The 26,458-nt window shown below is 58.2% G+C and carries 22 protein-coding genes; 11 read left to right on the top strand and 11 right to left on the bottom strand.

The features are described 5' to 3' along the window. Positions 1–277 precede the first annotated feature (277 nt). The gene (gene ruvB / locus HDF14_RS03725; RefSeq protein ID WP_183973598.1) at positions 278–1,327 is read left to right on the top strand and encodes a Holliday junction branch migration DNA helicase RuvB; all 1,050 of its coding nucleotides are present in this window, start codon (positions 278–280) and stop codon (positions 1,325–1,327) included. 374 nt (positions 1,328–1,701) lie between these two features. On the opposite strand, the gene HDF14_RS03720 is transcribed toward ruvB, so the two are convergent. The 4 genes from HDF14_RS03720 to HDF14_RS03705 all read right to left on the bottom strand — a co-directional run bounded on the left by HDF14_RS03720 (position 1,702) and on the right by HDF14_RS03705 (position 7,367). After that, entirely contained in the window at positions 1,702–2,892 is a 1,191-nt protein-coding gene (locus HDF14_RS03720; RefSeq protein WP_183973596.1) for a glycerophosphodiester phosphodiesterase family protein, read from the bottom strand. A 99-nt stretch (positions 2,893–2,991) separates the two neighbouring features. After that, on the bottom strand, positions 2,992–5,259 hold the full coding sequence (locus HDF14_RS03715) for an Ig-like domain-containing protein (RefSeq protein ID WP_183973594.1): 2,268 nt from the start codon (positions 5,257–5,259) through the stop codon (positions 2,992–2,994). 139 nt (positions 5,260–5,398) lie between these two features. Then, positions 5,399–6,307: an N-acetylmuramic acid 6-phosphate etherase gene (murQ, locus tag HDF14_RS03710; protein ID WP_183973591.1), complete on the bottom strand. Its 909-nt coding sequence runs from the start codon at positions 6,305–6,307 to the stop codon at positions 5,399–5,401. A gap of 67 nt (positions 6,308–6,374) precedes the next feature. Further along, positions 6,375–7,367 carry a zinc-dependent alcohol dehydrogenase family protein gene (locus tag HDF14_RS03705; RefSeq protein WP_183973589.1) on the bottom strand — a complete coding sequence of 331 codons (993 nt, stop codon included), beginning with the start codon at positions 7,365–7,367 and terminating at the stop codon, positions 6,375–6,377. Positions 7,368–7,560: 193 nt separating this feature from the next. On the opposite strand from HDF14_RS03705, the gene HDF14_RS03700 reads away from it, so the two are divergent. From HDF14_RS03700 to HDF14_RS03685, 4 genes are all read left to right on the top strand, one after another. Next, a complete protein-coding gene (locus HDF14_RS03700; RefSeq protein ID WP_183973587.1) occupies positions 7,561–8,577 on the top strand; it encodes a methyltransferase family protein in 1,017 nt (338 codons plus the stop codon). Between the two features lie 101 nt (positions 8,578–8,678). Further along, the gene (locus tag HDF14_RS03695) at positions 8,679–9,311 is read left to right on the top strand and encodes a hypothetical protein (RefSeq protein WP_183973585.1); all 633 of its coding nucleotides are present in this window, start codon (positions 8,679–8,681) and stop codon (positions 9,309–9,311) included. 165 nt (positions 9,312–9,476) lie between these two features. Continuing rightward, positions 9,477–10,403, top strand: a complete 927-nt coding sequence (locus HDF14_RS03690) for a hypothetical protein (RefSeq protein WP_313899473.1) — start codon at positions 9,477–9,479, stop codon at positions 10,401–10,403. A gap of 115 nt (positions 10,404–10,518) precedes the next feature. Next, a complete protein-coding gene (locus HDF14_RS03685; protein ID WP_183973581.1) occupies positions 10,519–10,848 on the top strand; it encodes a hypothetical protein in 330 nt (109 codons plus the stop codon). Between the two features lie 75 nt (positions 10,849–10,923). Here HDF14_RS03685 and HDF14_RS03680 read toward each other — a convergent pair whose 3' ends face one another. Beyond that, positions 10,924–11,370, bottom strand: a complete 447-nt coding sequence (locus tag HDF14_RS03680; protein ID WP_260697981.1) for an NINE protein — start codon at positions 11,368–11,370, stop codon at positions 10,924–10,926. Between the two features lie 220 nt (positions 11,371–11,590). Here HDF14_RS03680 and HDF14_RS03675 point away from each other — a divergent pair, with 220 nt between their 5' ends. After that, entirely contained in the window at positions 11,591–11,800 is a 210-nt protein-coding gene (locus tag HDF14_RS03675) for a hypothetical protein (RefSeq protein ID WP_183973579.1), read from the top strand. Positions 11,801–11,880: 80 nt separating this feature from the next. Here HDF14_RS03675 and HDF14_RS03670 read toward each other — a convergent pair whose 3' ends face one another. From HDF14_RS03670 to dnaG, 6 genes are all read right to left on the bottom strand, one after another. Then, positions 11,881–13,032: a glycosyltransferase family 2 protein gene (locus tag HDF14_RS03670; protein ID WP_221304523.1), complete on the bottom strand. Its 1,152-nt coding sequence runs from the start codon at positions 13,030–13,032 to the stop codon at positions 11,881–11,883. 25 nt (positions 13,033–13,057) lie between these two features. After that, positions 13,058–14,899, bottom strand: coding sequence for a glycosyltransferase family 39 protein (locus HDF14_RS03665; RefSeq protein ID WP_183973575.1), 1,842 nt, complete (start codon positions 14,897–14,899; stop codon positions 13,058–13,060). 234 nt (positions 14,900–15,133) lie between these two features. Then, on the bottom strand, positions 15,134–16,843 hold the full coding sequence (gene rpoD, locus HDF14_RS03660; protein WP_183973573.1) for an RNA polymerase sigma factor RpoD: 1,710 nt from the start codon (positions 16,841–16,843) through the stop codon (positions 15,134–15,136). A gap of 207 nt (positions 16,844–17,050) precedes the next feature. Continuing rightward, positions 17,051–17,305: a hypothetical protein gene (locus HDF14_RS03655; RefSeq protein ID WP_183973571.1), complete on the bottom strand. Its 255-nt coding sequence runs from the start codon at positions 17,303–17,305 to the stop codon at positions 17,051–17,053. Positions 17,306–17,375: 70 nt separating this feature from the next. Continuing rightward, positions 17,376–18,770, bottom strand: a complete 1,395-nt coding sequence (locus HDF14_RS03650) for a lipopolysaccharide biosynthesis protein (RefSeq protein WP_260697980.1) — start codon at positions 18,768–18,770, stop codon at positions 17,376–17,378. A 93-nt stretch (positions 18,771–18,863) separates the two neighbouring features. Further along, positions 18,864–20,657, bottom strand: coding sequence for a DNA primase (gene dnaG, locus HDF14_RS03645; protein ID WP_183973718.1), 1,794 nt, complete (start codon positions 20,655–20,657; stop codon positions 18,864–18,866). Positions 20,658–20,741: 84 nt separating this feature from the next. Here dnaG and HDF14_RS03640 point away from each other — a divergent pair, with 84 nt between their 5' ends. The 5 genes from HDF14_RS03640 to HDF14_RS03620 all read left to right on the top strand — a co-directional run bounded on the left by HDF14_RS03640 (position 20,742) and on the right by HDF14_RS03620 (position 26,458). Continuing rightward, positions 20,742–20,954, top strand: coding sequence for a hypothetical protein (locus HDF14_RS03640; protein WP_183973566.1), 213 nt, complete (start codon positions 20,742–20,744; stop codon positions 20,952–20,954). A 476-nt stretch (positions 20,955–21,430) separates the two neighbouring features. After that, positions 21,431–22,402: a YXWGXW repeat-containing protein gene (locus tag HDF14_RS03635; protein ID WP_183973564.1), complete on the top strand. Its 972-nt coding sequence runs from the start codon at positions 21,431–21,433 to the stop codon at positions 22,400–22,402. A gap of 72 nt (positions 22,403–22,474) precedes the next feature. Continuing rightward, positions 22,475–23,215 (top strand): RNA methyltransferase, encoded by a 741-nt coding sequence (locus HDF14_RS03630; RefSeq protein WP_260697979.1) that lies wholly within the window; start codon positions 22,475–22,477, stop codon positions 23,213–23,215. A 72-nt stretch (positions 23,216–23,287) separates the two neighbouring features. Next, positions 23,288–23,926, top strand: coding sequence for a DUF2306 domain-containing protein (locus HDF14_RS03625; RefSeq protein ID WP_183973562.1), 639 nt, complete (start codon positions 23,288–23,290; stop codon positions 23,924–23,926). Positions 23,927–24,076: 150 nt separating this feature from the next. Beyond that, positions 24,077–26,458 carry a S9 family peptidase gene (locus HDF14_RS03620; RefSeq protein ID WP_313899472.1) on the top strand — a complete coding sequence of 794 codons (2,382 nt, stop codon included), beginning with the start codon at positions 24,077–24,079 and terminating at the stop codon, positions 26,456–26,458.

The following is a 26,458-nucleotide window of genomic DNA, read 5'->3' as shown; positions in this document are numbered from 1 at the left end:
AGGAGAACAACTCTCCACCAACAGGCCGGATACATTGACGCAGACTTTCTTCATCGAATCACTTTTCCCTTGCAGTCAGACGGCGGACCATACATTTCGGCAACTACGATTCGTACCGAGAAGCCGGCTTGTGAGAAGTTATCTAATCCCCGTTTGCGATCAACGTTGTATCTGATCGTTGGCATACTCAAACCATCCTCGGCGCGGGGCATTCAAAGCATACCGCTCGCATACAGTTGCTTCCCGCCGCTCTTCGCCTTAGTATCGCCCTCAGGGTATGCCAAAAATAGACCTCAATCAAGCGCGATCGACCGAAGCCGAACGTCTCGTCTCCGCCGGCAAAGCTGACGACGACGACGCCTTCGAGCTCAAGCTCCGCCCAACCCGTCTCGCCGAGTTCATCGGCCAGGAAAAGGCCAAGGAGCAACTCGCCATCGCCCTCGAAGCGGCGAAGTCACGCGGCGAAGCGCTCGACCACGTCCTCCTCTTCGGCCCTCCCGGCCTTGGCAAGACCACTCTGGCGACTATCATCGCGAACGAGTTGGCCGTCGGCTACCAGCAGACCTCCGGTCCCGCCCTTCAAATTCAGGGCGACCTCACCGCCATCCTCACCAACCTGCGCGAGAAGCAGGTTCTCTTCCTAGACGAGATCCACCGTCTCCAGCCTGTCCTCGAAGAAAAGCTCTATACCGCGCTCGAGGACTACAAGCTCGACATCATCATCGGCCAGGGCCCCGCCGCACGAACCCACGTGATGGAGATTCGCCCCTTCACCTTCGTTGCTGCCACCACTAGACCGGGCCTCCTCTCTTCGCCGTTGCGCAGCCGCTTCGGCATTCTTCTCCGCCTCGAGTTCTACACCGACGACCAGCTCCGCTTCGTGGTCGAGCGCTCCGCCGAGGTCCTCGGCGTCCCCATCGACCACGACGGCGCCGCCGAGATCGCTATGCGCTCCCGTGGCACCCCACGCATAGCCAATCGTCTCCTCCGCCGTGTCCGCGACTACGCCCAGGTGCGCGCCCAAGGCGTCATCGACCGCCCAACTGCCCAGGCAGCCTTATCCCTACTCGAGGTAGACGCCCACGGTTTCGACGAGCTGGACCGCCGTCTCCTCCGCACCATCATCGAAAAGTACGACGGGGGCCCCGTGGGCCTTAACACGCTAGCCGCAGCACTGGCCGAAGAGCAGGACGCCCTCGAAGAGGTCTACGAGCCTTTCCTCATCCAGATCGGCTTCCTCGACCGCACCCCACGAGGCAGGGTAGCCACGCGCCTCGCATACGAGCATCTAGGCATAGAGATGCCCCGCAAGCTAAGCCTCTTCTAGACTTTGAAATGCCCGCTGCGCGCGGGGCGGTCACTTCGTGACTTGTATACCCTTCGGTCGGCGCTGCCGTTGGTCGCGATCAAGAATCTTTTGCCGACCAACGGGAGGCCCAGGGCGAAGCCGGTATACCCGTCACGAAGTGACCGCCTCCCGCGCAGGGAGCCCGTCCGCAGGACACATCCAAAAATAAAGTTGAAAAACGTGGCGTATTTTTCGTCGCTAAATTTGTGGTGTTTCCAGCCACACATTCACCACGATCTACACCACGTTTACCATGCCAAAACACCACGTTACGCAACCACAATTTCCCAAAAACCCCTGCAAAACATCACAACCACCACGCCAGAAAAAAATCCGGCGTGGTGGCCGAAAAGTTACTGACGCAAAGCCGCGGGGACGAAGTCCGAGCTCAGCATCTTTGGTGGTCCAGTCAGGTAGTAGGTTGGGATCTTCGGAAACTGCTCTTCGACGAGGATGAGGGTGCGGAAGTCGAAGCTCTGAACCTCTGCGCGTGATTCCATGTGGTTGCGGGTGATGGCTCCGCACAGGGCTGAGACAAAGGTCTGCGGGTCGAAGGTGTGGTTCGTCTTAGGTTCTGTGTGCTCGGGCAGCGGGGGAGGGGGTTGTCCGGCTGCGTCTTCAGGAAACGGCGTGATCTTCGTTTCTAGATTGAAGCGTACAGTGCGAGCATTTGCGGCGCGCGCGGCTGCGTCAGGGTGCGACTTGCCGGGGCCGGTGCTGTAGTAGTCGGCGTAGAAACGGGTGAAGCGGAAGAGCTGCTCAGCGTAGGTGGGGACGTAGGGATTGATGAGCTTCTCTTGCTTGGCGAATGCTACTGCGACGGGCGAGAGAGCGAGGTCGTTCTGCTGTTCGTCAAACTTTGCGTTGCCGTATGCGGGGCCGTGATGGAGCTTGTCGCAGATAAAGGTGCTCTGGGCCTCAGCGAGCGTGATGTCGCGTGTGTAGATGCGCTCTTCGCGAGTGTAAGGTTTGCCATCGACGCGGCGGCAGGACTCCGGGTTGAGGAACTGATCGTGCCAGATGAGGGAGACGTGGTCGCTGGTGACGCCGGTGTCGGTTTCGAGTTCAGTAGCGAGCTGGTCGAGACCGGACTCGAAGGATGGGAGAGTGTTTTCGGGGCGCAGGCCGCGACCTCCACGATGGGCTGAGACGACGAAGGTCTTGAAGTATTCCGCATCTTGAGGGTGAGCGGCCCTCTGCTCAGCGACGACCTGCTGGAGGATGTTTGGGTAGTCGGAGATGATGCCGTCGACGCGAAGATCGATGAGGGCGCGGATCTTTTCCGGATCATTCGTGGTCCACGGCACTACTTTGAAGCCTGCCTTGTGAAGTTCAGCTACATTCACCGGAGGATTGGAGCCGAGGACGGTTGCGTCGACCGGAGAGAGCACGGGTGTCTGGGCGTTGTGCGCCTTGGCGTGCTTGTCGGCGGCGGTCATGAGTCCGAGGAAAGGGTTTTGCATGGGGGCCTGCTGGGCGATGAGGGTTGCAGTGGTAAGGAGAAGACTTGTAGCGGATAGAACGGTTCGTGTGAAGGTTAGCATGGGGCTAAATGATAACGACGTGAGATTGCCTTGGTGTGAATGGCAAGGTGGTAGAGATGCTGTACTGGCCGGGTTGCGTTGACTGTTCGTGATGCGTGGCTATTTTGCGGCGGGTTGATACGTGGCGACGAACTTTCCGGGAGCTGCTAAGAAAGCGGAGTAGGTCAGGCCCGCGATGGTGCGTGTCTCGCGTTTGATCTCGACTCCATCGAGCGTCAGGCTGACCAGATTGCCTGCACCTGATGTCATCGGCAGAAGAGCCTGGAGGCCGCTCCCTCCTGTCCCTACCGCGATGGTGAACCCGAGTTGTCCGTCGGACCAGGTTAGATTCTGGAACGAGGATGCGTTGCGTCCGTCGAGCCACTTCAACAGCTGCGCTGCTGTGATGATGGGGATGTGGCGCGCGAGAGATGACTTTATGATTGCGTTTGCGCCGGGGGAGTCTGGTTGATCGTTGTGCATGTTGACGGTGAGGACGGCGTAGTATTCGGAGTCTCCGAGAGCGTTGGAGAGCAAGGTATCGACTGTATATGGATACGTCTGGTTCGACTCATCGGTCATCTGGGTTGCGGCCTGATAGACGTCGATGAGGGTGCCGTCCTGCCGGGCGAAGCGCATCGGCATTCCGGAGCCGGTGAACAGGCCGGGTCGATTTCGTACCCACTTCGGAGGCCAGTAGTAGTAGTTGGTGTCGAGGCGGATGCCATGGGCTAGCTCGATCTGCGGCTGGGTGTCGTAGTCGCCCCAGGTGACGCAGTCAATTCGATTGGAGACCGGCGCGGGCACGCCTGGATATCTCTCTGCGAAGGCAGCGAGTTGCCGGGTGTAGAGCGCGTCCGCAAAGGCTCGATCGACGTGTGTCGCGATAGTTCCGTCCAAGTTGCGAATCGTTTTGGTCGACCAATCCGCACATCCCGTATAGACATGGAGGCCGATTTCGAAGCCCTGACTTGCGAATAAGGCGGCTTCTGACTTGTTGATGGATCCTACAAAGACGTTCGAGGTTCCGCGTATGCACTCCCAGTTCTCAACGGAACAGTTCGGTGGGCTTTTATTGAAATAACTTCTGAATCGACTGACTGTACCGCCGTGTCCATGGTCATCGCCGGTCATCACGATGGCGGCCTTGAGTCCGCGAGGAAGATACCAGAAGTGGGGTAGCGGTTTTTTTGATGAGTTGATGAGTGTGATTATGTTGGCGAGGAGGCGCTGCTGCATGTCGGCTTGCGGAATGGCTATTCTGTCGGGGGCTACCCAGTCGGGCTGCGGATCGGAGGCACTAGCTCCGTAGAAGAGGTCGTCGGATCGGATGGGAGGCAGCCCGTCGCGCTCCCCATCGGCCCATCGCGGATTTCCCTGTCGTGTGTAGACGACCGAGCGAGCGAGATCGTAGCTAAAGAGTATGACGTTGCCGCTTCCGAACTTCATCTGGCAGACTGCGGAGAACGGAGTGGCCGTCAGGGAGTCGATGTAGAGGGTCGCAAGGGAGGTGCCCTTGCATGGACGATAGCGATCTGCAGAACCGTGAAATTGGATTGGCTCTTTCGTGAGGCCCCGACCGGCGCTGGCTTTGGAGTCGATTGCAAGGTAGGCATCGTGGAGGGGTGGTTGTTGGGTAGTAGCGTCGGTTTTGGTTGTCTCCTCGAAGGTTGCAGCGAAGTTGTCGGCGGGTCGCATGGCGATCAGGTTGCCTCCCTGATGTGCCCATTCCGAGAGAATGTGGGCTTGACGGTCGGTGAGCGGAAGTTCACCGAGTAGGGTGACGTCATATTTTTTCAGCATGGCGGCGTCGAGCTGTGAGATATCGATGACCGTGAATTCGTTAAAGCCTTCGTTGCGCAGGATCTCGGCGTAGTACTGGCTGAAGCCGTTCTGTTGGCTGGAGATGAGAAGGATGGGGCCACCGGGGCCTACCTCTGGTGGGGCGCTCACGGGGATCCCGGTCGTGAACTTCCATGCACGGTCGGTTTCGAGTGGATGGCCTCTGGTGTCCTTTGTTCCGCTCGGACCTCCGAGGACTGTGGCGTTGTAGGTGCTTCCGGAGAGGAGCGCGGTCGAGGGGGAGAGAGTTGCGATGCGAGTTGATGGCTCGTAGGTGACTGTGGAAGGGACGATCTGGTTGCGGTCGTCGCGGAGCACGATGGTGGAAGGGCTGATCGATTCCGAAAGCATGCTCTTGTTGAATGTGAGCGTCAGGCGTGGGTTGATTGAGATGCCTACTTCGTTCGCTGTCGGATAGGTCGCGATGACGACTGGTAGCAGTCGGTTCTCTCTTGCGAGATGAGAGATGATAAGCAGGCAGCCAAGAAGTCCAAGTCCGAGCAAAACTAAGAGAGTGATCCGGTGCACTGTCCCATGCAGGTACAAGACTGCCTCCTTGTGCTTATGGGCCCTGCAGACGAGGTCAACGTGTCTCCGAGATCGTGCTTTCGGAAGATCAGATTGTTGGATCCAGATTGATTCGTCGGGAGAAAAAGAACAACAGAGATGCGGCGATTTTATCGGCTTAAAGGCTTTGCTGTAAGAGCTTAGAGAGATTTCCTGAGTAGATTTTCAGCTTTGCTTCGGCTGCGGGGCGGTCGAGCGAGAGTTTCTGCATGACTATTGCGGTTTTTATGTTGCCGCCTTCGGTGAGCAGCTTTGCGGCGGTGAGTTGGTCGACTCCGGTGGCGGCCATGATGATGCGTTGGGCTCGGTCGACTAGCTTGACGTTGGTGGTTTGCATGTTGACCATGAGGTTGCCGTAGACGGCTCCCGTTTTGATCATGACGCCGGTGGAGATCATGTTGAGGACGAGCTTGGTGGCGGTGCCGGCCTTCATGCGTGTGCTGCCGGTAAGAATCTCGGGGCCTGTGACGGGGGCGATGGAGATGTCGGCGACGGCGGACATTGCGGAGTTGGGGACGCAGGTGAGGGCGACGGTGAGTGCGCCGAGGTTGCGGGCATGTGCGAGGGCTCCCAGGACGTAAGGGGTGCGGCCGCTGGCGGCGATGCCGATGAGAGCGTCTTGTGCAGTGATGCCTGCTGTGGTGAGGTCGGCTGCGCCTTGCTCGGGAGAGTCCTCTGACTGTTCGCTGGATTTGCGGAGGGCGGTGTCGCCGCCGGCGATGATGGCATGGAAGAGATCCGGAGAGACAGAGAAGGTTGGAGGGCACTCGCTGGCATCGAGGACGCCGAGGCGGCCGCTGGTGCCTGCTCCGGTGTAGAAGAGGCGGCCACCTTGCTGGAAGCGCTGGGCGATGGCGTCGATGGCCTGGGCGATTTGGGGAAGGACTGTGGCAACGGCAGCGGCGACCTTGGCGTCCTCGTCATTGATCAGGCGGACCATGTCGAGGGTTGGGAGCTGGTCGATGTTCTGCGTGCGAGGATTGCGGGCTTCTGTGGCGAGAGCTGCGAGGTTCGTCGTGTTTTCCATCTGCCTCTACTCTCCCACGCATGGCAGAGGTGTGCAAAGTCTTCGATCTCCTGGTCGGGTTCGATCGCTAGACGGATGCAGTCGGAACGATGACGACTGGGCCGTGAGCGGTCTCGTGTTTTACGGCCTGCAAGGCTTCGTTGGCGCGGTCGAGTGGGTAGACCCGCACTTGAGGCTTGATGCCTATTTCGCCTGCGAGTTGGAGGAAGTCGAAGGCGTCCTGCCGGGTCATGTTGGCGACGCTGCGGATCTGACGTTCGCCCCAGAGAAGTTTGTCGTAGTCGAAAGCCGGCATCTGATCGAGGTGGATTGCGTTGATGGCGACGATGCCGCCTTTGCGAAGACTGGACAGGGCGCTAACGACGACGGCTCCGCTGGGCGCGAAGGTAATGGCGCGATCGAGTTCGACGGGTGGCTTGTCATTTTCGGTGCCGACCCAGGTGGCTCCCGCTGACGATGCCTGCTGGCGGTGAGCTTCGCCGCGGGTGGAGACGTAGACCTCGCAGTTCCAGTGACGCAGGACTTCGATGGCCTGGCTGGCGGAGGCGCCGAAGCCGAAGAGCCCGACCCGCTCTCCCGGCTGCATGCCCGCGACGCGGAGGCTGCGGAAGCCGATGATGCCGGCGCAGAGGAGTGGGGCTACGTCGGTGTCGTCGAGCGCGGCGGGGAGTGGGTAGGTGAAGTCGGCGCGGACGAGGGTATATTCGGCGTAGCCTCCGTTGACGGTGTAGCCGGTGAAGGCGAGATTGTCGCACAGGTTTTCTTCGCCGCGAGTGCAGAAGGAGCAGGTGCCGTCGGTGCTGCCGATCCAGGAGACGCCGACGCGCATGCCGGCGGGGCGATCGGGTGTGGCGCCGTCGACGACCTTGCCGACGATCTGGTGACCTAGGATGAGGGGTTGGTGGGTGAGAGGAAGGTCGCCTTCGAAGATGTGGAGGTCGGTGCGGCAGACTCCGCAGGCGAGGACTTGGAGGAGGAGATGGTTGGGGGCGAGAACAGGGATTGTAAGATCTTCGAGTTGAAGCGGCTGGTTGGCGGCGTGCAGGACGGCAGCTTTCATCAGATGAGCTCCTTGCGGCGAACGTTTGACGCTGATCCCCGTGGATGACTTTGATTAGAAACGACCCCTGGTTGGTGTGGAAGGCTGTATTTTTCCGCGGGATTTCCGCATGTTTGCAGGTTTGCAGAAAATAAACTTCATGGAGATGGAATTGCCCTAGAATGTTGAAGTTCCGACAGTTAGGAGAAGATCTATGGCCACATCGGCCCTACCGCAGCCACCTACGCCTGAACGCGTCTTCAACGCTTTAAACGCCTACGAGCAAACCGAGGCGATGAAGGCAGCGATTGAGCTTGAGATCTTCACAGCTATCGCCGAAGGCAATACTTCCGCCGCAACGATCGCGAAACGCTGTCAGGCTGCCGAACGCGGTGTGGAGATTCTCTGCAATTACCTGACGATTCATGGCTTTCTGAGTAAGGAAGGAACGCAGTACGGTCTCGCCCCGGACTCGGCTCTTTTTCTCAACAAAGGTTCGCGGGCATATATCGGCGGCGCCATTGAGTTTTTGCTCGCTCCACGGATTCGTGAAGGGCATGCGAGGTTGACCGAAGCCGTGCGCGGAGGTGGGAGTGCGCTAGGCGAAGGAACACTGGAGCCGGACAACCCCGATTGGGTGAAGTTCGCGCGGGCGATGATGCCGCTGATGCATATGCCCGCGCAGATCATGGCTGGGGAACTCCTCAAGGGCGGCGAGGTGAAGAAGGTGCTGGATGTTGCTGCTTCGCATGGCATCTTTGGAATTTCCGTTGCGAAACAGAATTCGGCGGCGCAAATTTACGCGTCGGATTGGAAGAATGTGCTCGAGGTTGCCCGGGAGAATGCTCAGGCGATGGGAGTTGTGGACCGCTATCACCTGCTTGCGGGCAGTACTTTCGACGTGGATTTTGGCGGCGACTACGATCTGGCGCTGGTGACGAACTTCCTGCATCACTTCGATCTGCCCACCTGTACTGCTTTCATGCGGAAGGTGCATGTATCGCTAAGGCCGGGAGGGCGGGCTGCCATTCTTGACTTTGTTCCCAATCCCGATCGGGTTACGCCGCCGACCGCGGCAGCCTTCAGCTTGATGATGCTTGCTACTACGCCTTCGGGCAACGCTTATACCTTTGAGGAGTACGAACGTCTTTTGAAGGAAGCGGGCTTCGCGCGGGTCGAACTGACGCCGCCGCAGATTGGAATGGGCCGCCTGATCGTTGCTTATCGGTGATTTAGGCCACGTACTCGCGCGAAGCCTCGAGCTAGATGTGCGCGGTGCGTGGCTTGCGCGAGGTGGCGTAGAATTTTCGGCGGAGTACGTAGGAGGGTGGAATGCTGCGACGTCTTTTGACTGTAACGGTGTGCCTGCTGATTGCGGTTCCTGGGCTGGCGAAGAATAAGGCGGAGAAGAGTGTGCCGGATTATATTCTTCACGCACACACGGTGGCGGTGATCGTCGATCCTGGCGCGGGAATTGATATTGAAGATCCGCGGGCAAACCAGGTTGCGCAAAAGGACGTTGAAACAGCACTGCTGAATTGGGGAAGGTTTCAGCCTGTAATCAGCACCCAGCAGGCGGACATGGTCATCGTGGTTCGCAAAGGGCATTCTCGGGTGGTGGATCAGACAGTCAGCGATCCTCGGCAGAATAACCGGGTGGGGATGATTGATCCGACACAGAATGGGGTGTCGGTTGGCGCTCAGCATGGCAGACAACCGGACGGGACCGGCTCGGGAATGCCTGATGCAGCGGACCGCGACTCCGCACATCCGCAGGCGGAGGTCGGAACGACGGAGGATACGTTCCTTGTCTACAACGGCGATAGCAAACAGCCTCTCGATAGCCCGGTGGGATGGAGTTATGTCGCGAAGGGTGGGCTTCGCTCGCATAACGTTCCTGCTGTGGATGAGTTTAAGAAGGCTGTGGCAGCCGGGGATAAGGCTGCTGCTGCGAAGCATCCCTAGCTGACGTTGTTGTCTCTTACTTTTGAGACGTTTGACTGAGTTGAGTGGCGTTTCCGAGAGAGATCTTTGGACAGAGATAATGTCCGATGGGGAGCTAAAGGTGGTCAAAAACCCGTAAAATAGAGGAGATACGTAAAACGCAAAGGACGATCGAGGCAGATGGCAATGGGAACGCAAGAGGTTTTGGCTGGACAGGTAGACGCGGCGGCGAAGGCGGCTGGCCTGGTTGTGATTTCGAGCGAAGTGGGACAGGATTTCTCGGGTAATCCGACCACCCGATTCATGCTGGCGTTGGTTGCAGACCGGGCGAAGACGCAGGTGCTGGAGCTGAGCGACAAGTTCGATTTCAGCCGCGCGGATATGCTGGCTGAGGTTGGGATTTATCTGGCGGAGGCGGCGAAGCGGTTGAAGAATCCGCGGCCTGACTGCTACCTGACGCTGCATGGTTTGCCACTGAGCTTCGAGAAGTTTACCTGGCCGTTCCATGAGTCGACCTCGGGCGCGGATACGTTCCTGGTGCATGGCGAGGTTCGACTGCAGGATGGGGAAGAGAACCCGCTGCATGCGAAGGTGGCGGCGTCGATGACCGTGACGTTTGCGGAGATCGTGAAGGCACCGGAGCAGCCGTTTGCGGAAGGCTTTATCTACAACGCTGTGCGCAAGACGATGGATCAGGGGCAGCTAGAGCTGGTGAAGAGTGGCAATCGGCAGCCTGTTCCTGTGACGACGCGGTTTTACAGTCCGTGGAAGAAGCGGTTCAACTTCAACGACACGACCGAAGGGCAGCGGCAGGAGTATCTGTCTGCAAAAGTGTTTTGGTTGTCGGGTGTGCTGGGCGGCGGACAGCCGGTTTGGTTGCTCGATCCGCGGGATGCGCAGTATCTGAACTCGACGGTGGAGGAGCTGAAGAAGACGGCTGCGGTGCTGGCGGGCGAGGGGCTGGTTCATCTTGCAGCGGATACCGAATATGCGACGCCGACCGAAGCTCTAATGGGGCATCGTGCACAGTATGCGGCGGAACTGGCCCATGCGCTGGCGTTCATCAAGCCTACCTTCAACGAGGAGATGCGCGGCGGCCACACAAATATGTAGTGTTGGCAGGGATTAACCACGTCGGCGACGTAAATTTGCTTGTAATTATTGGGGTATGGTAAGTTCCTCTGGCCTCCTGGTGCATCTACTGACTGGAAGGAAAGAGGAAAGAGAAATGAACAAGCTAACTCGAATTGGGACACCACTGATGGCAGTGGCACTTATGAGCGGTGCAACATTTTTTGCACACGCCCAGGCGAATCAGGCACCGACGACAGAGACGCGGAGTTGGAATACGCCTCCTCCGGGGACGGAGCAGGCGCAGTCGGCCTATCGTGATGGAGTCGATGCGGCGCAGCTGGACATTACGGCGAAGCGAAAGGTCGACGCGAAGTCGTCTCACCTGTATCTTCACCCACCAGTGAAGGGAGCGGCTCGCGATGAGTACCGTTCGAACTTCACGGCTGGATATGAGGCGGCGGTGAAGCACAACTCTGGTGCGTAATTGCCGCCACGTTGTGTGACTTTTGAGACGTTGAGAGAAGGGCTCCTGATGGAGCCCTTCTCGTTTGCGCGATGGTTACACGGCGGTCTGGGCGCTGAGTTGGTTGTGCGTGATTGCGGCTCCGCAGTGAGTGCAGAACAACGCGGCGGGGTCGATGGGGCTGCTGCAGGACGGGCAGTGTGAGTCTGCAGCGGTTGGAGCGCTATCCAGGCCGGAAGCGGCGAGAATTTGGCTGGAGATGTAGATTGCCAGGGCGGCGTTGTACTGACGAACGCGTCCTGGCATGAAGAAGCACTCGACGACACCCAGGACTGCGGTGATGCCTGTCCAAAAGAAAATGAGGTAGACGATGCCTGCGGTGTTTCGGCGGAGGTAAAAGTGGTGGATACCGAATGCGCCAAGGAAGAGTGCAAGCAGAACGCCAGTCGTCTCGTCTTTGCGGGCGCGTTCGTACTCGGCATAGAACCAGCCTCGCTGCTGGTCGGTCATGCTGGCAGTGTAGAGAGGATCGGTGATCTGCATGATTTTGCTCCTCTTGATGAATGCAAGAGCAAGTACGTTGCGAAATGAGCAGCGGTTCCCCGCTTGTCAACACTTCGGGTCGTCCGACAACTGTATGCCGACTTCATTGGTCGCAATTTACAGTCAATTTCAGAGAGCGTAGAGTTTCGACAAATCATGATGTGCGATGCAACGGCGCGGCGTGATCGTGAGTCAGATTAAGAGAAAGCAGGAGGTTGTTATGCAGGCAGTTCACAACGGACAGTGCGGACTTTGCAACCACTTTGGCGAGCATCACGCGAAGAGTTCGGTGTTGGTCACGATTTTGACAAGTAAAAAAGCAGACGCGGCTGTTTTGGATGAGTGTGGTCATCCGAAGCATGCTGCGTTGCACCTGAAGGTTTCGCCCATCGGCGGATGCGATGGGTTTGTACCTGCAGCGCAGGCCTAATATTTGAATTAGAAAGGCGACGCGGTTGAGTCGGGCAGACTTGGCCGCGTCGTGTTGTGTTTGTATCCAGCTTCGCTTGCTTAGCGGCGGTTCATTCCGAGCAGGCTTAGGAAGAAGCTTCCGAAGATGGCCTCTACCCCCAACATGAAGCAGGTTGCTGAAGGCAAGGTGAGGCGAAGCATGCGCTGGGGAGAGAGATTTCCGAATCCGGCACCGTGCCAGATGTGAAGAGCGTAGCCGAGGATGCCCATCCCAAGCAGAAGAAATGCGGCTCCGAAGAGCAAACCTACTTCGAGATTGATGTAGTTGAAGATACGCTCGAACTTTGGATTGGGCGGGAGGAAGCCTTCTTGTGTGCCGAAGACGCGGGCACTGACGGCGAAGACAGAGATGTGGGCTCCGATAAGGACGAGGCCGAGAGCGTAGGTGAGTGTGTCGACATCGAAGGTCCAGCGACCGACGGTTTGTGGGCCGGGAATGAGCCAGAGAGAGAGAAGGACGCCGACGAAGAAGGTGACGACGCCCGGGATCAGGAAAAGCCAACGGGGGCTGAAGAGTAGAAGGAAGCGCAGGTGACGCCAGCCGTCGCGCCAGGATCGAAGGTGAGGTGGGCGGCTGCGGCCGTCGGGCGAGAGTGTTGTGGGGACCTCGGTCATGCGAAGGCCGGCGAGGGAGGATTTCACGACCATCTCAGAGGCGAATTCCATTCCGGTGGTGCGGAGGTTGAGAGCGAGGATGGGATCGCGGCGGAAGGCGCGGAGTCCGCAGTGGAAGTCGCGGACGGGGATACGGAAGAAGATGCGGCCGATGGAGGAGAGGACGGGGTTGCCGAGGTAGCGGTGGAGTGGCGGCATCGCTCCAGGCTCGATGGAGCCGGAGAACCGGTTGCCCATGACGAGGTCGTAGCCTTCGTCGAGCTTTGGGAGAAAGCGGGGGAGATGCTCGAAGTGATAGCTGGCGTCAGCGTCGGCCATCAGGACGTACTTGCCGCGGGCAGCTTCGATACCGGCGATGAGAGCGGCGCCATAGCCGCGCGTGGGGACGTTGACGACGCGGGCTCCCTCGTCGGTTGCGATCTTCTGTGAGCCGTCGGTGCTGCCGTTGTCGGCGACGACGACTTCGCCTTCGACATTATTGTCTCGGAGAGCGGTGACCGCCTGACGAACGCAAAAGGCTAGTGTCTCTGCCTCGTTAAGGCATGGCATCAGGATGGTTACAGTCAGATCGCTCATTGTTTGCATGCTACCAAAGTGGTGCTTAATGACTCGCGGCATTAGGGTGTGTGTTTCCCGCGGGAGGTGTCTCAGGAAGATTGAGCGGAAGGGCGTAGAAGGGGGAGCTGTCCAACTCGAGCCAGCCGGCAGAGATGGGATTGGTGCCAGTCATGACGCCGGGGGTGAAGTAGCCGATGAGGACCTTGCCACCCTGGCTGCGCACGGTATCAATGACCTGGTCGCGATTCGGCATATCGGCGAGAACGGAGTAAACAGGGTACTCAGCGGGCTTGTAGATCTCGGTGAGGATGCGAACGCCCGCCAATCTTGCCCAGTAATGGGTGTCGAGGCACGCCTTGTCTCCGATACAGGCGACGGTATCGCCAGGGCCGACGCCGAGGGCATTGAGCGCTTGCGCTGCTCCGAAGGTGTCAGGGTCATACCAACCAGCGGGAGACTGGGCGACCTTGAGGTTGCGTCGTAGTTCTCCGACTATTCGAGCCGATTCTCCTACTGCCAGGAGCGCCAGTAAAAGCACGACGGCAGAGGCCGCGTTTTCGGTGATGGGGGTTGGCACCTTGCCAGAATGACGGAGCGCGGCGAAGGCAGGCAGGAGCACGGCGAGAAAGCCAAATGCGATATATCGATCTTCTACGTTGACCATACTGTAGATGCAGAAGACGCCAGCACCCAGCAAGACGGGGGTAAGCCAGAATGCATTGGCGTGCGGTCTCCAATCGACGCGCAGGCGCGCTCCGATGAGAAAGAGTACGACAAGCAGAAGCCAGGCTTCCGGATGGTTTGCGATGTAGCGGAGGATGCGCACCAGGCACGCGATCGTGACGGAGACTTGGAGATGAGGGTTCATGTGGACTTTGATGCGGTCGTTCCAGAACGATGCATCAAACCAGTCGGGGTAGGTCCCGTAGGGGAGTTGTTTGTAACTGACAACGACTGGTGATTTCAGGAGAAGCTTGTTGGGATGCGTCAGGTGAACTTCGGCGGCGCCGAATGAGGAGGTCTGGTCGGGCTGGAGGTGCATTTTTTCGGTGCCGCTGACAAACCAGGCATAGTTGAGGTTGCCGGAGTCGCCGAAGTCGAAGCGGCCCTTTTGTTTCGAGAGCGCGGCGACGTATGGGCCGGCGACGATGGCGAAGCAGATGAGAGCCAGGAGGCCGGCTGCTGCTGCACGCGTTGCGGAGCAACGCTGCCAGGCGACGCGGAAGACGATGAGCGCGATGATGCAGAGGAAAGTGAAGAGGAAAGCGAAGGATTTGGTGAGGTAGGCGAGGCCGAGAGCGATCCCCATGAGCGCGGCGTAACGGAGATGGCTGGTGGCGAGATGTTTTAGGAGCGCAGCCAGGCCGAGAAGCAGGAAGGCCTGAAGGAGTGCGTCGGGACGGACCTTGCCCATGCTGAGTTCGCGCTGGGTGGAGATGATGAGAAGGCCCACGCCGAGATAGCGGAGGGTGTAGCGATCGAGGAGGAAGGACGGGAGGAACGACTTAGAGTCTTCGCGGAGCTCACGAAGTTGGACGAGTGCGTCGGTAAAGGCGACGATGGCCAGCATCTCCAGGAGGAAGATGCCGAAGTTGACCATGTAGTAGGCGTGGAGTTCGTTGTAGCGAGTGGAATGGAAGACGGTGTGGCCGAGGGAGAGCGCGGCTGGGTAGAGTGGGTTCCAATAGCCGTTGATGATGCCGTGCCAGTTGTGAGCGCGGATGAGGTCGCCGATATCCATATAGGAGACCGCGTCACCGTCGATCTGGTAGGGATCGTAGAGGGCATAGCCGAAGGTGACGAGCGCGGCGAGGAAGCAGTAGATGGGCCAGAGACGACGCAGCCAGTAGGGGAGACGGTTGGGCTCCGGCTTGGGGAGTGTCATGCGGTGGGGAGGTCCTCCGGTGTGCTTATAGATCTTTATCATCTCAGAAGTGATGAAGGATCTTGTAAAACATTTGTCCTGCGGGACGGTCCCGCTGCGCGCGGGGCGGTCACTTGGTGACTTGTGTACTCCTCCGGTTGGCCCTCCCGTTGGTCGGGAGACGGTGTTTGATGCAAAGGAAAGGGCGCCAGCTTTCGTTGGCGCCCCGTCGTGTGTGAATTGTGATGAATGGAGTTACATGTCTTTGACGCCGTCGACGAAGGCCTTCAGCTTGCGGCTGCGGCTGGGGTGACGGAGCTTGCGGAGTGCCTTGGCCTCTATCTGGCGAATGCGCTCGCGGGTGACCTGGAAGGATTGGCCGACCTCTTCAAGGGTGTGCTCGGAGCCGTCTTCGAGGCCGAAACGCATCTTGATCACACGCTCTTCGCGTGGGGTCAGCGTGCGGAGGACCTGCGAGGTGTACTCCTTGAGGTTGACGCTGATGACGGCGTCGGCCGGGGAGACGGCCATGCGGTCTTCGATGAAGTCTCCGAGGTGCGAATCTTCCTCTTCTCCGATGGGAGTCTCGAGGGAGATGGGTTCCTGAGCGATCTTGAGGACCTTGCGGACCTTGGCGACCGGGATGTCCATGCGGCGAGCGATCTCTTCTGAGGAGGCTTCGCGGCCAAGCTCCTGCACGAGCTGACGGCTGGTGCGGATGAGCTTGTTGATGGTCTCGATCATGTGGACCGGGATACGGATGGTGCGGGCCTGGTCCGCAATGGCGCGGGTGATGGCCTGACGGATCCACCAAGTGGCGTAGGTAGAGAATTTGTAACCACGACGGTACTCGAACTTGTCGACGGCCTTCATGAGGCCGATGTTGCCCTCCTGAATGAGGTCGAGGAACTGGAGACCGCGGTTGGTGTACTTCTTCGCGATGGAGACGACGAGACGAAGATTGGCTTCGATAAGCTCGCGCTTGGCACGCTCGGCGTCCATATCGCCTTGGATCATCTCGCGCTGGGTGCGCTTGAGGTCGGCGATGGAGATGCCGGCGTCGGCTTCGACGCGCTCGAGATCGGTGCGGCAGTTCTTCTGCTGCCGGCGATACTCTTTGCGTAGCTCTTCGGATTTCGAGGCTTCGTGCTTGGTCTCGAGGGTCTTGATCTGGCGCTCGAGGGTACGCATAGCGTCGACGGTCTTGTTGACCTTGTCGAGCAGGCGCTTCTTTTCGCCGTTGGTGTACTTCAGCTCGCGAACGATGCGGTTGATGTAGACGTGCTCGCGGCCGATGAGCCAACGGGTCTTGCGGATCTCTTTGGCCTTGGCTTTGGCGTCTTTACCAGCAGGGGCTTCGAGCTTCTCTTCGAGGCCGTGCAGCTTCTTCTGGTGCTTGACGATGACGTCGATGCGTCCAGCGGTGGCGCGGACACGAGCCTGCAGAATCTCTTCGGTGAGCTCTTCTTCGTCGAAGGTAACGACTTCCTTGATGTTGCGAACGCCGCGGCGAAGGTCTTCCCCCAGGCCCACGATTTCGCGGATGACGATCGGCGAGCGTGAGATGGCCTTCATGACGCGGAGCTGGCCGCGTTCGATGCGCTTGGCGATTTCGACTTCGCCCTCGCGGGTGAGCAGGGGAACGGTACCCATCTCGCGGAGGTACATGCGGACGGGATCGTTGGTTTTTTCGAGGGTCCCGGGCGAGAGGTCGAGCTCTACGTCGTCGGACTCTTCGCCGGCTTCGGGCTCGTACTTATCGCGGCCGCTGGCGCGCTCTTCCCCCGAGAGGACGTCAATGCCCTGGGTGTTGATGGTGGTGAGGAGGTCATCGAGGTCGTCAGGGGTGGTGATGTCACCTGGCAGGAGGTCGTTGACCTCGCCGTAGGTGAGATAGCCCTTTTCTTTCCCGGTATCGATGAGCTTGTCTATATCGTCTTCGTACTTGTCAATTTCTTCAGCCACGGCTGTGCGCACTCCTGCGAAAGATTCTGATAATTGGGATGCCGCTGGTGGTAATTGTGGTATTCAAGCGGATTGATCCCTTGGTTGTAACGTAATGGGCAGGGAGCAGATTGCGGTTTAGACCGCGTTGGCAAGCCCGGTGACCCTAAATAGGGTCTGGGCATTCGAAGGCACACGTCCCCAGCGAATCACAGGATACCACAATACTTAGACGTTTTCTGAGGGAAAAAGATTCGGCGGAGCTGCGCGAAGTGGCTCCCCTTTGATGCCATTTTGATGGCGGGGGCAGCGGCGCTGGTGGATGTCTTTGCCTGTAGAACCGTAATCGTGCTGGCACTCGCTGCACCGCAAGTGGTAGATGGTCTGGCCCGGGAAGGATTCTGAGGGAAATCCGGTTCGGGAGATGACGATTTGGCCGTGTTTGTTCTTGTATCCGGGGGTGGTGCTCTGAAAAGTGGTCATTATTACGGATGCGGTAAATAAAACGCGCAATTTGTTGGACTTGCTGATGATATTAGCCGCGACAGAGATTCTAGCTTTCGAAGCCGGGTTTTGAGCGGCGAATCCGGGCTAGCAGTGAGGCGGGACGGAGCGACGGCGGGTAGTGGAGCATGCTGGCCAGGAAGTCCGGCAGGTTATCGTGGGCGATACGCAAACAGGCGGGAACGACGTAGAGGTTCATCAAGATCTCATTAATCAGGAGTGAGGCCGCAGCTCCGTAGAGGCCGTAGGCTCGCGCCAGGAGATAGCAGAGGACACACGCAACGCTTGTACCTAGAATGTAGTAGATGGCGAGGCGCTGATGTTGATTGGTCGATGTCATGAGAGTGCCACAGGTGGACCACAGCGCGTAGAGGACGACCACGACGAGAAGAATGCTGAGGAGGGGACGACTCGGGGGAACACGGCCTCCAGTCCAATGCACGAGAAACCATGGGCCGAAACTCAACATGACCAGAACGAGGACCAGGGCAACGAGAACGGCAAGCTGGCAGGCGCGGCGGAGCAGGGTACGGGTAAGTTCGTAGTTCCCGGCTCCAAAGGCGATCGACATCTCCGGCTCGAAGGTGTTGTTGACCATCTGGACCATCTGGAGGGCTACACGGGAGACCGTGCGGGCCGTGCTGAAGATGACGACGTCAGCCGGTCCTAGAGCGTATCCGACGGCGAGGAGGCTGCCTTGAAGGGTCAGTGCATTGCCGAGGGGGAACCCCATATAGGCAAAGGCGGGGCGGGCGAGCTTGCGGATCTCGGCGATGCTGGCGTGCTGCCATCCGTATTCGATCCATGGGATGTCGTGGCGGACGAGAAAGCAGAAAAAAATGGTGATGGCTACGTTGACTGCGGCAAAGACCAACGCTGTCATGCGTGCCCCGGCGCCTAGAATGACGGCGCCGATCATGCATGCAAAGGCAAACAGGGAGAACATGTTCTTCAGGAAGGTACCGTAGGGGTAGCGGCCGATGGCCCGGTAAGCGGACTGCAAAAGCTGTTCCAGTTGGCCGAGCAGGACAGAGACGCCGAGGTAGAAGATGATCCACTTGGTGTCAGTCTCACCCAGCGTGGTGAGCCTGAGAAGGCGAGAGGCCGGAAGATAATAGAGGGTTCCAGAGAGCAGGACAATCGTCGCCGTACAGATGATGGCGATGAGCCACCAGCAGCTTTGGAAGATGCGGAGGGCGGCGGCGCGGTCATCGCGGGCGACCAGCATGGTCATCTCGTTGCCAGCGACGGAGCCGAAGCCGACGTTGCTGAAACTGAGGTAGGCGGGGATGGAGTTGACGATCATCCACTCGCCGTAGAGGGGGACGCTCCAGAAGTGGAGGAAGACCGGGATCTGGACGAACTGGATAACGGTCGAGGAGAGTTTCCCCACCCAGCTGGTCAGGAAGCCGAGCATCAGCCTTCGCTTTGTGGAGACGTCCATAGTCATACTGAGATTGATTTCTTAGATACAGGACAAGTCTACTTCTTATAACCCGCTGGTCTGGTTGGAGTTCCTGAGAAATCGAAAAGCGGCTTATTGTTCGCGCAGTTTTCGGTCGATTTGAAGTTTTTCTGCGGTGAGCGTGGCCAACATGGCGTGGTCCGCTTGGCGGTCGGCTTCGGCGATGAGGGTGCGGAGTTCGCGTTGGCGGCGTTCAAGCTGACGATACTTGAGAGTTTCGAGCGCATTTTCTACACGCTCGGTCATGGATTGGGCATTGGAGGCCGTATCGGGGTCTTCTGTGTCTTGAAGGGTGCGAGCTAACAGAACCCGGCTGGGCTGGTCGGGTGCAGAGTCAAGCGGGTTGGGTGGAGCTGGAGCGTTCGCAAGAGATTCGAGCAAGGCAGCGGCGGGAAGACTGTCGTACCACTCCGGGTGTTGGATGAGTTGCTCGGCAGCCAGGACGCGGGCGGGGTCAGTTTCGGGCAGGACCAGGGCGCGGAGAAGAACGCGCTCGGTCTCGCTGGCGGGGTCGTGCGTGTGGGAGCGAACGCTTTCAACGCGCTGGGCTGCGGCTTGTTTGAGTTCTTGACGGAGGATGGCAGAGTCGATGCCTAGTTTTTGTGCGGCGTCGGCGGCGAATTCGTCGCGCTGGATGCGGTTGGGCATGCGGCGAATGTGGGGAAGGAGGAAGTTGAGAGCTTTGACTTTGGCGTCGGAGGTGCGGCCAGGGAACTGCTCGCGGGCGCGGTCGATGAGGTAGTCGGAGTGGCGCTTGGCGTTACGCAGGGCTGCCATGTACTGCTGAACGCCCTGTTCGCGGATGTAGCGGTCGGGGTCCAGGCCGCCTTCGAGTGTGACGATCTTTACTTCGAAGTCTTCTTCGGTGAGGAGTGCGATGGATTTTTCGGTTGCGGTGGTGCCGGCAGTGTCGGGGTCGAAGTTGACGATCACGCGTTTGGTGAAGCGGCTGAGGAGACGGATCTGCATCTCGGTGAAGGCGGTGCCGGAGGTAGCGAGGACGCCTTTGATTCCGGCCATGTAGACGGAGATGCAGTCCATCTGGCCTTCGACGAGGAGCGCGAAGCCGAGGGTGCGGATGTCGGCTTTGGCTTTGTCGAGATTGAAGAGGACCTGGCCTTTGCTGTAGAGCGCGGTTTCGGGAGAGTTGAGATACTTAGCGATGGGGCGGCCCTTTTCGTCTTCGGCGTCGAGGGCGCGCGCGGTGAAGGCGATGGTTTTGCCTTGCTCGTTCGCTATGGGAAAAGTAATGCGTTTGCGGAAGCGGGCGTAGAGCTGGCCCTGTCCGCCATCGTTTTGTTCTTTGGCGCTGAAGAGGCCGCTGGTGCGGAGGATTTCATCGGGAAAGTGTTTGGCTAGCTGCTCGCGCATGTGGTTGAAGTCGTCTGGGGCGTAGCCGATGCGGAACTTTGCGATGGTGTCGGCGGTGACGCCGCGGCCGGTAAGATATTCGCGGGCGCGGGCGGCTTCAGGGGCTTTGAGTGCGGCTTCGAAGTACTGCGTGGCGGCTTCGTGAATGTCGATGAGCTGGCGGCGGGTTCCGGCTTCTCGGGCCTCTTCGGGAGAGCTGAATTCTCGCTTGGGGAGGGGTATTCCGCACTTGGTGGCTACGACGCGAATGGCCTCGGGAAAGCTGATGTTTTCAAGCTTCATGACGAAGGTGAAGACGTCTCCTTTCTCGTGGCAGCCGAAGCAGTAGAAGTAGTTGTGCGTGGCGTTGACGGAGAAAGAGCCTGTCTTTTCTTTGTGAAAGGGGCAGAGGCCGGTGTAGTTCTGAGCGCCGGATTTGCGCAGCTTGATGTAGTCGCCGATGATGCGGACGATGTCTGCCTGCTGCTTGACGGTTTGGGCGAAGTTGTCGGACATGGTGTTGCGCGGGGCGTTCAATCGACGTCGCGGGAGGTGATGGAATTTTTAATTGCCTGAATATGAGTTTAGACGGAGATTTTTTTGGCCGTGGTGCTGGTCCTGGCTTTGAGGAATTTGCTGGCGTTTTTGAGGGGTGTTTTGAGGAATACAGGTCTTTGGTGGTGGTTTTTTGATGGTGAGAATGTGGTGATCTGCATGGTAAACGTGGTGGATGAGATGTGTGATTTTCGCAGCAAAAAAATACGCCACGAATTTCAACTTTATTTTTGGTCGGACCAACATAGTTGGACTTGAGACGAAAGAGCTTGTCGGCTGATCGAGAGGGATGAGAGTTGAGGCAGATTGATCCCGAGCAAGGTGGGTGCGGAAGCGATTCTGTGGCGAGATAGTTGGAAATGCAACTCTGGAGCGAGGACAGCCAGAATGCAACGGCAACAGCAGATTCCCTTCGGGAATGACAACAAGAAGGCAACGGCAACAGCAGATCCCCTTCGGGGATGACAACCAGAAAGGCAACGGCAACCAGAAAGGCAACGGCAACCAGAAAGGTAACGGCTGAAGTTGGATTGAGGATGATTCTGCGTCTCTCGTACAACGATTGAGGGATTTCTGCGCGATCTGGCGGGAGCCTACCGTACATCATGCGGAACTTCTGTTTCGGGGGTGGGTCTGTACGGGGGGAAGAGAGTGAATGGCTGCTGAGATTTTGGCTATTCAATAACCTGAGCGCTGCGGCGATGACGCCGTGAGGCCAACCAAAGGATGGATGTATGGGATTGACGAATTTAGTTCGTAAGGTTGTAGTGGGCGCGGCTCTTGCGCTTTTGCCGGCAGCTTCTTTTGCCGGTGTGTTTATCTCGGTCGGCTTTGCGCCGCCGGTGTTGCCGGTTTATACGCAGCCAATCTGCCCGGGCGATGGGTATTTGTGGAATCCGGGGTATTGGGCTTATGGCGGTGAGGGGTATTACTGGGTTCCTGGTGTGTGGGTTCGGCCGCCGCAGGTTGGTCTGCTGTGGACGCCGGGCTACTGGGGATGGGGCGGTAGCGCTTACCTCTTTCATGCAGGGTATTGGGGCCCCCACGTTGGTTTCTATGGTGGCGTGAACTACGGGTTCGGCTACGGCGGCGTTGGTTTTGGCGGCGGACGCTGGGAAGGTGGCCACTTTGCGTACAACACTGCAGTCGTCAACGTGAATCGGACCGTGATCCACAATGTTTACGAAGACCGGACTGTGATCAACCATACGACGGTTTATAGCCGTACGAGCTTCAATGGCGGGACCGGCGGCATCCAGGCTCGCCCGTCTGCGCAGGAGGCTTCGTTTGCGCGAGAGAACCACATCGCGCCAACTAGTGAGCAGCAAAACCATATGCAGATGGCACACGCGGATCGGAGTAACTTTGCATCGGTCAACGGTGGCCATCCGCAGAATGCTGCTTACTCTCGCCCTGGGGTGCGAGCTGACAATCAGCAGCAGCGCGTTGCCCAGGGGGTTCGCTCAGGTCAGATGACGGCGGGTGAGACTCGTAACGTCGAGAATCGCGAGGCGAGTATTCACAACCAGGCTGCGAATGACCGGGCTGCCAATGGAGGTCATCTCGATCAGCAGCAGCGTCAACAGGTCAACCAACGGCAGAATAATGTCAGCAAGTCGATTAACGAGGATAAGCACAACGCCAATACGCAGGAACATCCGCATGCCGAAGAGCATGGCGGAGGCGGTCACGAACCGAAGAAATAGTTGCTGAATAAGAAACACAGCGGCCAGCGGATGTCTTCGCCGGCCGCTTTTTGTGCGCCTAGAATCGTAAGGATGGGAAGCGAAGAATTGGATCGGGTGGTTATGGTGCTGGTGCGGGCGCGCAATCCGAATAATATCGGGGCGGTGGCGCGGGCGATGCATGATTTCGGGTTTCGTCACCTGCGGATTGTGAATGAGTATGAGGTGCCGTTTGAGACGGCGCGGTCGGCGGTGGATGCTTCGGCTGTGGTGGCTGGGGCGGTGGTGTTCGCCGGTGTTGCGGAGGCGGTTGCGGATTGCACGCTTGTCGTTGGGACCACTGCGGTGGGTGAGCGGGCGTTGCAGCATCCTGTGTATGCATTGGCTAAGGCGGGGGAGAAGATTGGCGCCGAGTTGATGGGCGAGGGCAGAGTTGCGTTACTGTTCGGTTCGGAGAAGACCGGTCTTAGCAACGATGAGTTGAGCCACTGCCATTGGCTGTTGACGATTCCGATGCAGGAGCATGAGGATGTTCGGCACCCTTCAATGAACCTTGGACAGGCAGTGGCGGTTTGTTTGTATGAGTTGGTTCGGGGGGAGGGTTCGGTTGTTGCGGGTGGGGCTGGTGCGTCGGCTAGTGCCGGTGAGGTGGAGCGGCTGACAGCGTTGTTGACGGAGATGATGGAGGAGACCGGATATACGAAGCGGCATCCTGCGAACTGCGATGAGGCACAGATTCGGCGGCTGGTTTTGAGGATGGGTGTGTCGGCGAGCGATGCTCCCGTTTGGATGGGGATTGTGCGGCAGGTGCTGTGGAAGGTGCGTGGGGAGTGATTCTGACGTGATTCATTGAAAGCACGGAACCAAACGGCTGACTGAGACGTTCTACGGACACGGGAGGAATTCATGTCTCAGGTATCGGGTTCAAGACTTGTTGTCTCGTGGCGCTGGTCGCTCCTGGCACTTCTTGCAACCGTGGTTGGTTTGGTATCGCTTCGGTACGCTCTGCCCAGAGTTCCTTTCCCCGCAGGTCTGCCGAATTTTCAGTTGCGCCATAAGTGGCTCATAGCTCATGCAGTCTTTTCTTCCATTGCGCTGCTGTGTGGACCGTGGCAGTTCCTTCCGCTGCTAAGACAGCGTTGGCTTGGTGTGCATCGCTGGATAGGAAGGATCTATTGCGGTGCTGTACTTTTAGGGTGGTTGGCATCGTTGCCTATCGCGGCTCACGCCCAAGCCGGAGCTATATCTTCAGCGGGTTTCTTGACGCTTGGTTTTTTCTGGATCGGCTTCACGGCGGCAGGCTACTTTACGATTCGCTCGGGCAAGGTAGTCGCCCATCGCAGATGGATGATCAGAAGCTTTGCCCTCACTGCAGCCGCGATCACACTCCGCATCTACCTTCCACTTCTGCCGCTTACGGGAATTTCTTTTTCGACAGGCTATCGAATTATTGCCTGGGCTTGTTGGGTGCCAAATCTGCTGGTCGCAGAGAGGCTTCTTCGTTATCAGCCAACCTCCAAGCCTTTGAGTCATATATCCGCGTAGACAGGCATCAGGCCGTTCGCCGCGTCTTATTGAATGCAGGGACTGATGCCAAGCGCGTGCGATTTCATATATCACCGGAGCGTCGGCGAGTTGTAGACTAGGCGTTATTCGTAGCCAGTTCATCAGTGGGCGCGTCCGGAGGGATGAAGCGTGTTTGTGAAGAATCGATTGTCGATGGTCGCGGGGTTTGCGGTGGGATGCTGTTTGACTGTGAGCGGGATGGCACAGGGGAAGCAGCTTACGAAAGAGGATTATGCGCGGGCGGAGAAGTTCATGGGATACAACGTGAATTCGCTGGTGTATCACGGGGTGTCGCGGCCTAGTTGGATGGCGGATGGGCGGTTCTGGTATCGCGATAATGGGCCGGATGGAATTACGTTTATGGTGGTCGATCCTGCGAAGGGAACGAAGGCCGCGGCGTTCGATCAGAAGAAGCTGGCGGCTGCGCTGACTGCGGCGACGGGCGGCAAGATGAAGGCCGATGCCCAGCACCTGGTGATGTCGGAGATTGCGTTTTCGGATGGCGACAAGACGGTCGTGGTGGGGAATGGGGCGCGTAAGTTTCGCTGCGACTTGAGCGGTGCCGGGGTGTGTACGGAGGTGATCGTGCCGGGAGGCAAGGGTGGCGATCAGGGCGTGCTTTCTCCGGATAAGACGAGGGCCGCGTTTATTCGCGACTGGAATCTTTGGGTGCGCGATGTCGCGACAGGTAAGGAGACGCAGCTAACGACGGACGGCGTGAAGGACTTTGGTTATGCGACGGATAATGCCGGCTGGACGATGAGCGATAAGGCGATTCTGGTGTGGTCGCCGGATGGGAAGAAGATCGCAACGTTTCAGCAGGATCAGCGTAAGACGGGCGAGATGTATATGGTTCCGGTGACGAATGGGCATCCGGAGCTGAAGGCCTGGAAGTATCCGCTGGTGGGGGATAAAGATGTGACGATGATTGAGCGGGTGATCATCGATGTGGATAAGGCGAAGGTGATTCGGTTGAAGATGGCGCCTGACCAGCACCGCTCGACGTTGTGCGATGACATAAGTTGCCGCGGTGGGAGTGGGTGGGATGATGTGCAGTGGAGCGACGATAGCGAGAAACTGGTATTTGTTTCGACCTCGCGTGATCACAAGCAGGAGTGGGTGCGGATTGCGGATGTTGCGAGCGGCGAAGTGCTGGATATGTTCAGCGAGACTGCGCCGAAGTTCTTCGAGAGCGGCAATGGGAAGGTGAACTGGAAGTATCTGTCGAAGACGAATGAGCTGCTGTGGTTCAGCGAAGAGGACGGATGGGGGCAGCTGTATTTGTACGATGCCACGAATGGTCTTCTGAAGAATAAGATTACGCGCGGCGAGGGGAATGTAACGCAGGTACTGCACGTCGATGAGAAGGCGCGGATGATTTATTTTCTCGCGGTGGGGAAGGAGGCTGGGCGCGACCCTTATTTTTCTCACTTCTACGGCGTGAAGTTTACAGGGAAAGATACGAAGCTGCTGACGCCGGAGAATGCGGATCATGCGGTGACGGTGTCTGAGGATGGGAGATATTTTGTCGATGTGTATTCGACGGTGACGCAGCCGAAGACGGCGGTGGTGCGGGATGATGACGGCAAGGTTGTGATGGATGTGGCCAAGCAGGATATTACAAAGCTGGTGGCTGCAGGGTGGGTGGCTCCGGAGCCGATCGTGGTGAAGGCGCGGGATGGGAAGACGGACTTGTACGGTTACATGTTCAAGCCGACGGACTTCGATGCTTCGAAGAAGTATCCGATTGTGAATAGTGTTTATCCGGGTCCACAGACGGGGTCATGCGGTGGGAGAGGGTTTGAGGCGGCGCATCGGGATTGGCAGTCGCTGGCGGAGCTGGGGTTTGTTGTTGTGTGTATCGACGGGATGGGAACGCCGTGGAGGTCGAAGAAGTTTCATGAGTTTTATTTTGGGGATCTAGGAGACAACACGATTCCGGATCAGGTTGCGGGAATGAAGGAGCTGGCTGCGAAGTATCCGTGGATCGATATTGATAAGGTCGGGATGTATGGGCACTCGGGCGGTGGGAATGCTACGGCGGCGGCAATGTTTCATTACCCGGATTTCTTCAAGGTCGGGATTGCGGAGAGTGGGAATCATGACCAGAGGGACTATGAGGATGATTGGGCGGAGAAGTGGAATGGGCTGCTGGTGACGAATGCGGATGGCACTACGAACTATGACAGTCAGGCGAACCAGTATGTGGCAAAGAATCTGAAGGGGAAGCTGCTGCTGGCGCATGGGTCGATGGATAACAATGTGCCGCTGAACAATACGTTGCTCGTGGTGGATGCGCTGATCAAGGCGAATAAGGATTTTGATCTGCTGATTATTCCGAATGCGGCGCATGGGTATGGCGAGGCGAGTCAGTACATGACGCGGCGGAGGTGGGATTATTTTGTGAAGAACCTGGCTGGAAATGTGCCGCCGCGTGAGTATGAGATGAAGTCTTATGCTGCGGTGACGGCGGCGGCAAGTTCGGGGCCTGAGGACGACGAAGATCAGTGA

It is taken from the genome of Tunturiibacter gelidiferens (genome assembly GCF_014201335.1).
GTDB lineage: Bacteria > Acidobacteriota > Terriglobia > Terriglobales > Acidobacteriaceae > Edaphobacter > Edaphobacter lichenicola_E.
The sequence above is the reverse complement of the archived record's forward strand: the minus strand, read 5'-3'. Positions and strand labels throughout refer to the sequence as shown.

Excerpts from the sequence above, each read along its gene's own strand:
- HDF14_RS03670 (WP_221304523.1), bottom strand. The coding sequence starts at position 13,032 with ATGAGCGATCTGACTGTAACCATCCTGATGCCATGCCTTAACGAGGCA.
- HDF14_RS03700 (WP_183973587.1), top strand. The coding sequence starts at position 7,561 with ATGGCCACATCGGCCCTACCGCAGCCACCTACGCCTGAACGCGTCTTC.
- HDF14_RS03655 (WP_183973571.1), bottom strand. The coding sequence starts at position 17,305 with ATGACCACTTTTCAGAGCACCACCCCCGGATACAAGAACAAACACGGC.
- HDF14_RS03635 (WP_183973564.1), top strand. The coding sequence starts at position 21,431 with ATGGGATTGACGAATTTAGTTCGTAAGGTTGTAGTGGGCGCGGCTCTT.
- HDF14_RS03665 (WP_183973575.1), bottom strand. The coding sequence starts at position 14,899 with ATGACACTCCCCAAGCCGGAGCCCAACCGTCTCCCCTACTGGCTGCGT.
- HDF14_RS03630 (WP_260697979.1), top strand. The coding sequence starts at position 22,475 with ATGGGAAGCGAAGAATTGGATCGGGTGGTTATGGTGCTGGTGCGGGCG.
- HDF14_RS03690 (WP_313899473.1), top strand. The coding sequence starts at position 9,477 with ATGGGAACGCAAGAGGTTTTGGCTGGACAGGTAGACGCGGCGGCGAAG.
- HDF14_RS03685 (WP_183973581.1), top strand. The coding sequence starts at position 10,519 with ATGAACAAGCTAACTCGAATTGGGACACCACTGATGGCAGTGGCACTT.
- ruvB (WP_183973598.1), top strand. The coding sequence starts at position 278 with ATGCCAAAAATAGACCTCAATCAAGCGCGATCGACCGAAGCCGAACGT.
- HDF14_RS03675 (WP_183973579.1), top strand. The coding sequence starts at position 11,591 with ATGCAGGCAGTTCACAACGGACAGTGCGGACTTTGCAACCACTTTGGC.
- HDF14_RS03650 (WP_260697980.1), bottom strand. The coding sequence starts at position 18,770 with ATGGACGTCTCCACAAAGCGAAGGCTGATGCTCGGCTTCCTGACCAGC.
- HDF14_RS03625 (WP_183973562.1), top strand. The coding sequence starts at position 23,288 with ATGTCTCAGGTATCGGGTTCAAGACTTGTTGTCTCGTGGCGCTGGTCG.
- HDF14_RS03720 (WP_183973596.1), bottom strand. The coding sequence starts at position 2,892 with ATGCTAACCTTCACACGAACCGTTCTATCCGCTACAAGTCTTCTCCTT.
- HDF14_RS03680 (WP_260697981.1), bottom strand. The coding sequence starts at position 11,370 with ATGCAGATCACCGATCCTCTCTACACTGCCAGCATGACCGACCAGCAG.
- murQ (WP_183973591.1), bottom strand. The coding sequence starts at position 6,307 with ATGGAAAACACGACGAACCTCGCAGCTCTCGCCACAGAAGCCCGCAAT.
- HDF14_RS03695 (WP_183973585.1), top strand. The coding sequence starts at position 8,679 with ATGCTGCGACGTCTTTTGACTGTAACGGTGTGCCTGCTGATTGCGGTT.
- dnaG (WP_183973718.1), bottom strand. The coding sequence starts at position 20,657 with ATGTCCGACAACTTCGCCCAAACCGTCAAGCAGCAGGCAGACATCGTC.
- HDF14_RS03705 (WP_183973589.1), bottom strand. The coding sequence starts at position 7,367 with ATGAAAGCTGCCGTCCTGCACGCCGCCAACCAGCCGCTTCAACTCGAA.